The sequence below is a fragment of the bacterium genome (assembly GCA_020440705.1).
GTDB lineage: Bacteria > Krumholzibacteriota > Krumholzibacteriia > LZORAL124-64-63 > LZORAL124-64-63 > JAGRNP01.
Map to the genome: position 1 here is coordinate 1 of JAGRNP010000394.1, position 523 is coordinate 523.

Annotated in this window: 1 protein-coding gene; it reads right to left on the reverse strand. The window is 66.3% G+C overall.

Annotation, left to right across the window (positions count from 1 at the left end; translation table 11 throughout):
• Positions 1–95: 95 nt before the first annotated feature.
• On the reverse strand, positions 96–523 hold a 428-nt coding region (locus KDM41_18975), incomplete at its 5' end, for a redoxin domain-containing protein (protein ID MCB1185509.1).

Genomic DNA, 523 nt, shown 5'->3' on the forward strand with positions numbered 1-523 from the left:
TCGCGTCGGTGCTGCTGCCGCTCGGCGACGGCGTCGGCCTGGCAGTGAAGCGCAAGCCGACGATCCGCGAGATGGGGGGACCGTTCTGACGCCGGTCAGTACTTGACCGAGCAGCCGTACGGCTTGGTCGTCGACGGATCGGGCGCTCTTCCTGCGGCGAGGGCGGTGAGGGCGGCGTCGACGTAGTTCTCCTTCCCGCCGCTCATGGCGCCGGCGTCGATCGCACCGTTGTAGGCCACCTTGCCGTTCTTGTCGACGACGATCATGTGCGGCGTCGTCTTGGCGCCGTAGGCGTGCCCGACCGCGCCGTTCGAATCGACGAGAATCCGGTAGTCGATCCCCTGCTTCGAGGCGTACGCCTTCTGGTCTGCGGAGGAGAGGAAGTCGCCGTGGCTCAGGTTCGTGCTGTTGATCCCGATCCAGATCGCCTCCGGGTGCTTCGCTTCGGTGGCGATCATCGTCTTCGCCTCGGCGTGCTTGCGCGAGAACGGGCAGTTCGGATTGATCCACTCGAGGACCACCG